This window comes from Methanobrevibacter sp., from assembly GCF_045646205.1.
Lineage (GTDB): Archaea > Methanobacteriota > Methanobacteria > Methanobacteriales > Methanobacteriaceae > Methanocatella.
Genome location: NZ_JAZRKF010000034.1, coordinates 1 through 7,776 on the forward strand (window position 1 = coordinate 1; position 7,776 = coordinate 7,776).

Sequence of the window (7,776 nt, forward strand, 5' to 3'; positions counted from 1 at the left end):
GACTAAAAACAATGATTTATCATGGACTTTAAACACTCCATTATATGCAGGTGAATATTTAAGCCTATTTGTAGTATTTAACACCAATAAGGTTGGAACCTTTACCAATGTTGTTTCAGCTTCCAGTGATAAAACTCAAGAAAAAACTGCTAACAATGTCACTACTGTAATTGACAAACCAGCTCCTGAAGAGCCTGTTACTCCAGAAGAACCTACTCCTGTTGTTCCTGAAGAGCCTGTTACTCCAGAAGAACCTACTCCTGTAGAAGATAAACCTACTAATGTGACTACTGAAGCTCCTGTAAAGAATAACAATACAGCTGGTCCTGAAACTCCACAAAAAGAATCCAGTGATGTTCTTCCTGCAACCGGTAACCCATTAATAATGGTTTTACTTGCTTTACTTGCTGTTGGAATTGGTGTTTTAAGACGTAGAGATTAAACATTAATTAGGGAAATTCAATTTCCCTCTCTTTTTTATTTTCAACATGTAGATAATACATTTCAAAATATCTTATTTAAAATACTACTTTTATTATATTAATTACACAATTAAAAATTTTGATAGTTATCTTCTTAATGATAAAATAATTAATCATTAATTCAATTAAAATGATGGTTAGATTATTGTAAAAAAATAAGATAAAAGAAATTTAGTTTAAAATTTCTTTCATGTGTGCAACACGTTTATCGACCAGTGCTTTGGTTCCTACATCGCTTCTGTGGTAAACATTACCTTTAACATATTCACATGCTTTTTCAGCTATTTCTTCTGCTTCAGAAATTGTTTCACCGCTTGCAACGATACCTAAAGCTCTTGAACCGGATAAATGAATTCCATCATCTTCAAGTCCAACTGCTGCATAAAATACTTTTGCACCCATATCTTCAATGGCTTTTTCATCCACTTCGATGATTTCGCCGGCATGTTCGGTTTCCGGATATCCGTCAGGTACAATGTATTTACATACGCTTGCCTTATCCTCAAATTCTACTTTGTCTAATGTGCCGTCAACAATTGCCTGACAGACATCAATTAACGGGGTTTTAAGTAAAGGCAATACATTCATAGCTTCAGGATCACCAAATCTTGCATTGTATTCAATTACACGTGGACCGTCAGCAGTTAACATGAATTGACCGTATAAGATACCTTTGTATGGTTCAGCTTCTTTTGCAATAGCTTTAACAGTATCTTCCATTATTTTAACTGCTTTATCATAATCTTCCTGGGATAAGAATGGTAATAATCCGTTTGCATCAGAGTATGATCCCATTCCACCGGTAATTGCACCGACATCTCCTTCAAATGCATGAGGATGGTCTTGAGCGGCAGGCATTGGAGCAATGTGTTCACCGTCACAGAATGCCTGAATGGTAAATTCTTCTCCAAGTGCTCTTTCTTCAATTATAACCTGTGCAAATCCGCCCATTGCATTATCAATAACTTCTTTTGAGTATTTTTTTGCTTCGTTATTGTCTTTTAAATGGTCTCCAACAATTTTAACTCCTTTTCCACCTGTCAATCCTACAGGCTTAACTACAACATCCTGGTCAAAATCATCTAGAAATGCACTTAAATCATCGTAATTATCAAATACTCTGTAAATTAATGATCCGTCAATATCATAATCTTCAAATAACTTTCTCATGAATGATTTATCGGTTTCAATTCTTGCTGCACTTTTGCAAGGTCCAACACATTTGATTCCATTTTTTTCAAGTTCATCAACTATTCCTTTTTCAAGGGGAGCTTCAGGACCAATAAATGCAATGTCAATGTTGTTATTTTTAGCATATTCGGCTACTTTTTCAACTTCGCCTTCACTACCTTGTTCAAATTCAGCTATTTTACTCATTCCTGGATTTACTTTACTCATATAACAGTATAACTCAACATCATCTTTTAAAGCATCAGCTATGGCATGTTCACGAGCACCTGTTCCAACGACTAAGACTTTCATAATAAGATTCTCCTTATTATAAACTTTATTGTTAGAAATATTTAAATACTAACACTTGCATATACAAGTGTACTGTTGCATATGCAAGAGAGGTATAAAATGGAAAAAAATTCAAATATTGAAATGATTACAGGAGACCCTAAAAAAGCAATAAATAAATTATCATTACCAATTATTGCCAGTATGTTTTTAATTTTTGCAAATAATATCATTGACAGTATCTGGGTAGCAGGACTGGGTGCAGAGCCTTTAGCAGCACTTGGATACATCACACCATTATTCATGATTATCGTTGGATTTGGAAATGGGATTGGTGCCGGTGGTAATTCACTAATTTCAAGATTTATCGGAGCGGAGAATAGAGCTTCAGCTAACAATGCAGCAATACACAACTTAATTTTAAGTGTTATAGTTTCAATTGTTATTTCTGTCATTTTCTTAGTATTTATGGAGCCATTGCTTGTCATGATGGGAGCATCAAGTGTATTGAGCTATGCGATGGATTATGGTTTTATAGTATTTGCTTGGACATTTGCACTTTTAATGCCGCCAATTGTTGGGGGAGCATTCAGGGCTGAAGGAGACATTAAAAGAGCTACACTTCCAATCGCTCTGGCAGCTATTATCAACATGATTTTAGATCCAATATTCATTTACACTTTAAACATGGGAATAGCTGGAGCTGCTTGGGCAACCGCTATGGGACCATTTATAAGTCTGCTTTTAATGTTTTATTGGATTTATGTAAAAAAAGACACCTATCTCTCATACAGCTTGGAGGATTTCACCAATGACTTTGGAATGTATAAGGATATTTTGGTTGTAGGTATTCCGGCAAGCCTGGAGCAATTAGTTTTATCCGTCTTGACAATATTCGTTAATTTCATGCTTACAATCGTTTCAGGACCTGTAGCAGTTGCTGTATATACTGCAGGCTGGAGAATAATCAATATTGGAATGCTTCCGGCAATAGGTGTTGGAACTGCAGCAATTTCTGTTGCAGGTGTAGCATTCGGTGCTAAAAAATACGGAAATTTAAGGGTCACTGCACGTTATGCCGTAAAGGTTGCATTAATAGCATCAATTATTGTATGCATAATATTGAATGTCTTTGCAAATCAAATTGCATTTATCTTTTCATATTCTGAAAACAGTGCTCAGTTGGAACCGTTAATTGGCAGTTTCCTGCAGATAATGTGTCTGTTCATATTGTATGTTCCATTTGGGGCAAGTGCAGGTAATGTATTCCAGGGTGTCGGTAAAGGGACAATTTCTTTTGTATTAACTACATTTAGGGAATTTATTCTAGTACTTATCTTTGCATATCTTTTAGGATTTGTCTTTAACATGGGAGAATTTGGAATCTATTGTGGAATGCTTTTAGGTGGTGGTATAGGTTCCTTGATATGTTACGCATGCATCGAATTATATATTAATAGATTAATAGGGAGTAATGAAAATGAAAGTGCGGCTTGATAGCAATATTCCTACGGTTCCTTTTGTTTCTATAATTTATAGGGAACATGCAAAATTTTTAAATGAAAAGGTAAAGGACGAAAATTTAACTTATGGCCTTTATCCACTTTTAATTAAGATATATAGAAATGATGGTATTATTCAAGAGGAATTAGCACAATGTTTTCATTTAAATGAAAGTACTATAACAAGAAACCTTAAAAAATTAGAGGAAAAGGGCTTTATTACACGCACTCAGGATAAGAGAACTAAAAAAATTGTTATCACGGATAAAGGTAAGAATACTGCACAAAAAGTCATGGATTATGATGAAAAGTGGGATGAAAAGATTAAAGAAATAATTGGAAATGAAGAGTATATTAATTTTAAAAATACGCTTAAAAAAATTAGTGAGGCATTAATATGAATCAAACTATTGAAGATTTAAAATCTAGAAGAAGTATTCGTAAATTCAAGGATGAACAGATATCAGATGAAGATTTAAAAACAATTTTGGAAGCGGGAACTTATGCGCCAACCGGACGTGGAGCACAATCTCCTAAAATTGTAGTAATTCAAAATCCGGATACCATTAAAGAGTTTTCCGACTGGAATAGGGGTTTTTTCCCTGTTGACGTGCCGGAAGATATGGATCCGTTATATGGAGCTAAAACCCTTTTGATTGTACTTGCAGACAGTGAAATGCCAACATATGTTGAAGATGGTGCTAGCGTATTGTGTGTATTGGTTAATGCAGCTCATGCCGTTGGTGTCGGGTCCTGCTGGATACACCGTGCAAGAGAGGAATTTTCATCCGAAAAAGGTAAAGAATTATTAAAAGAATGGGGAATTCCTGAAAGCTATGAGGGAATCGGTCATGTAGTTTTAGGTTATCCGGACATGGAAGCTCCTGAACCTCTACCTAGAAAAGAAGATTATATTCATTTTGTCGATTAATTTTTTGTATACAATAGATTTTTCTTCTATTGTTTTTTATTTTTTTTTAGACATTTTCTATATAACTCGTGTTATTTTAGATAAGTGTCAGTATAACTTGGTTATAATTGGAAAGCACTCATTTTTTAAAAAAATTCTATACAATCTGATAAATAAATATCAAATAGATATATAATGATTAATTTTTAAAAAAATAATAGTTTAAATGTATATCTTTATATATGATGAAAATTAATACACTTTTAAGTTATTAATTATAATGCTAATAGCTTGTTTGAAAAAAATTTTATATATAGATATTAAAACTTTGGTGATTTTATGGTCGAAATAAAAAAATTCATTATATTTCTTATATTGGCATTATTCATAATCAATGCAGCGTATGCATTTGATATTGAAAAAACTGCAGATATTGAAATTAATGATGATGTCAATGAAATCGTTGAAGTTACAAAAATAGATGGAATATCATTAGCTGTTGATGATATTGATAATTCTGAAATTATTTTTGAAGATTCAAATTATCAGGGGCATAATGACTCAAATATAATAAAAACTTATGAATCTTTCGAAGTTGAAGAAGTTGAAAATTTCAACCAATATAATTATACTTATATTGAAGATATTTTGAATCATACATTGAGTGATCATTTTGGTTACAGTTTAAATAATACGGCTTATGTGTCTTTTCATATTTTTAATAATTTCTTAAATAACTATGAAGTTTTTATCTGTATGAAACTTGATGCTATTTTTAAAACAAAAGATTTTAGTCGCTGTATATTTAAATTTTATGAATATAAAGAATTTAATATAATAACACATGATGTTCTTGCATTTTATAATGATTATTGTTATGTTCTGACTCATGCTGTTAATGAAGATATTATTCAATGTAGCGATAAATTAAATACCAATGCAGCATTTTCTATTGATAATTCAATTGTAGGCCTGGCGAATAATTTATCCACACATGTTTTTTATTCAAATTTAATCTTAATATTTAATTCCATGTCTTTTTTTCAAAATCTTTCTACATCTACCGAATATTTATTCAAAAATTTTTATTTTAACGAGTGTGTATATAGCTTTTTTTCAGTTTTTAACAATCGAATGAATGAGGTATATTCTTTTAGAGTTTAATTAATTTTGTATACTTTAAAATTAATTTACATATCGGGTGATATCTGTTAAAGGAAAATTTTCTAAAAATGGTGGTTATATGAACAAAAAATCGTTTTTATATGGATTAATATTATTTCTTACTTTGGTATTGACACTAGGTGCCGTTTGTGCAAGCGATGAGATTGCAGCCGAACCCCTTTCATTAAGTGTCGTTGAACCAAGTGTTAATGAAGTATCATATACTTCAAGTTATGATGTGAGGTCTTCTTCATCAAATGATGAAATTTTAGGATTATCACATGAGGATACTCTTTCAGCTAGTGAGGGAACGTTCAATGACTTAGAAAATCGTATAAATAGAGAATCAGGAACAATAATTTTGGATAGAAATTATACATATAATTCCGGATTTTCAACTGATGGTATCAAAATTACTAAAAATAATTTAGTAATCGATGGAAATGGTTACACAATTGATGCTAAAAATTCTGCAAGAGCATTTTCCATTACAGGATCTGGTGTTACTTTACAAAATATTAACATTATTAATGGTAATACTAATTCTTATGGTGGGGGAGCTATTTATGTGGCAGGTTCTAATTGTGTTATAGATAATTGTAATATTTCAAACTCAGTTTCTAATAATATTAATGATGCTGGAAGATATGGTGGTGGAGCCATATTCTGGAATGGAGCTTATGGTACTTTAAAAAACTCTCGATTAACTTATAATCATGCAGATGCTCGTGGAGGAGCTGTTTCATGGTTTGGTAATAAAGGTACAGTAGATAATGTAGTATTTATTAATAATACAGCAGGCACTCTTGGTGGTGCAGTATATGTTTCTGATGAGAACCCTCAAAGAACAAATACAGAAATAATCAAATCAACATTTATAGGTAACACTGCATATATGGGAGGAGCAGTACTCCTTGCAGGAAAAAACAGTAAAGTTTCATATTCAAAATTTTTCAAAAACCATGCACATTATGGTGGTGGAGCAATTATTGAAGAAGCAAAAGACGGGTCTTCTGTAATTGACAACTGTATTATAATAAATAACACCGCTAATTATGGTGGTGGGGTAAATATTAACTTCGGTACAATATCCAATTCCATTATTGAGAATAACAGTGCTTATTCTGGAGGAGGTATTTTTGCAACTAGCGGTACCATAAATAATGTAACCGGTGTTAACAATTTCGCTGTTTTAGGTTTGAATATGGCGGTTCTTGGAAAATTAACTGTTGTTCAATCATATATTGAGGGCAGTTACTATTACTACAATATTTCAAAAGTAGAAAATGATATTTCTGCAAGTTCTGTAGGTAGAATTCAACTTTCTAATGGGGATTATGCTTATTGTATTGAAAAACATTCGTCTCCAACTTCATATGGATATCATACGCCATCAACTGATTTAATTAGAAACACAAAAACTGGAGAAAATGTTGGTGAATACTTAAAAATTTTAGTATATAATAACATTGATAATAAAAATTCTAATATTGCTAAAAATTTAAATAATCAAATTTGGATTTTTACAGAGGAGGACTTTAGAAACTCCAATGATCCATTGGTTCAGAGTACTGTTAGATTGTATGATACAGGATTTAGAGTTCCAACAGTCAATGCAAATAAACGTTTAAATGATGGCACTACATTAAGATATGATTTCTATACAATTTTATCCGCTAATGGCCGTCAAAATCTCTTCTATTTTACTATTACAAATATGGGTAAAATCAATGAGATTCCTTGTTTGTCCGTTCAAAAATTAACTTTAAATAAAACAGTTAATGTCGGTGAACAAACTACATTTTCAATTGTAGTCAAAAATATAGGAAACGTTGATTTAAATCAAGTTACTGTTATTGAACAATCTCATGATGGTTTAATTTTTGATTCAGCCAGTACTGGTGGTTTATGGACTCCAACTACGGTAAATGGAAAAAATGCATGGATTTTTAATCCTACATTAAAACAAGGAATGACAGCAAGCTTTAATGTGACATTTAACACAATAATGCCAGGTAACTTTACTAATGTTGTCGTTGCAAAATCTGATAAAACTGGGGATAAAACTACTAATAATACTACTGAAGTCGTTAATAAAGCAGGAATGGAAGTTACAAAGGTTAGTTTGACTCCTAGTGTTTTGGTTGGGGAGCAGACTTTGTTCTTGATTACTGTTACTAATACTGGTGAGGTTGCTTTGGGTAATGTCTTTGTTGAAGAGGATATGCCTGAAGGTTTGATTTATGATAGTTTCACT

General features: G+C 32.0%; 6 protein-coding genes and 1 pseudogene. 6 read left to right on the forward strand and 1 reads right to left on the reverse strand.

Annotated elements, in window-relative coordinates:
- Positions 1–442, forward strand: a 442-nt coding sequence (locus ACKI44_RS06980; RefSeq protein WP_407422877.1) for a hypothetical protein, incomplete at its 5' end; no start/stop codon positions are given.
- 211 nt (positions 443–653) lie between these two features.
- On the opposite strand, the gene purD is transcribed toward ACKI44_RS06980, so the two are convergent.
- Complete coding sequence (gene purD, locus ACKI44_RS06985; RefSeq protein WP_407422879.1) at positions 654–1,964, reverse strand: phosphoribosylamine--glycine ligase; 1,311 nt, start codon at positions 1,962–1,964, stop codon at positions 654–656.
- A 99-nt stretch (positions 1,965–2,063) separates the two neighbouring features.
- Here purD and ACKI44_RS06990 point away from each other — a divergent pair, with 99 nt between their 5' ends.
- From ACKI44_RS06990 to ACKI44_RS07010, 5 genes and pseudogenes are all read left to right on the forward strand, one after another.
- Positions 2,064–3,440, forward strand: coding sequence for an MATE family efflux transporter (locus tag ACKI44_RS06990; RefSeq protein ID WP_407422881.1), 1,377 nt, complete (start codon positions 2,064–2,066; stop codon positions 3,438–3,440).
- A complete protein-coding gene (locus tag ACKI44_RS06995; protein WP_407422883.1) occupies positions 3,418–3,846 on the forward strand; it encodes a MarR family winged helix-turn-helix transcriptional regulator in 429 nt (142 codons plus the stop codon). Before ACKI44_RS06990 ends, ACKI44_RS06995 begins: the two co-directional genes overlap by 23 nt.
- Positions 3,843–4,376 (forward strand): nitroreductase, encoded by a 534-nt coding sequence (locus ACKI44_RS07000; RefSeq protein WP_407422885.1) that lies wholly within the window; start codon positions 3,843–3,845, stop codon positions 4,374–4,376. The genes ACKI44_RS06995 and ACKI44_RS07000 overlap by 4 nt, the downstream gene beginning before the upstream one ends.
- A 318-nt stretch (positions 4,377–4,694) precedes the next feature.
- Positions 4,695–5,519, forward strand: a complete 825-nt coding sequence (locus ACKI44_RS07005) for a hypothetical protein (protein WP_407422887.1) — start codon at positions 4,695–4,697, stop codon at positions 5,517–5,519.
- A gap of 79 nt (positions 5,520–5,598) precedes the next feature.
- Positions 5,599–7,776: pseudogene (locus ACKI44_RS07010) on the forward strand (hypothetical protein); the annotation flags it as partial.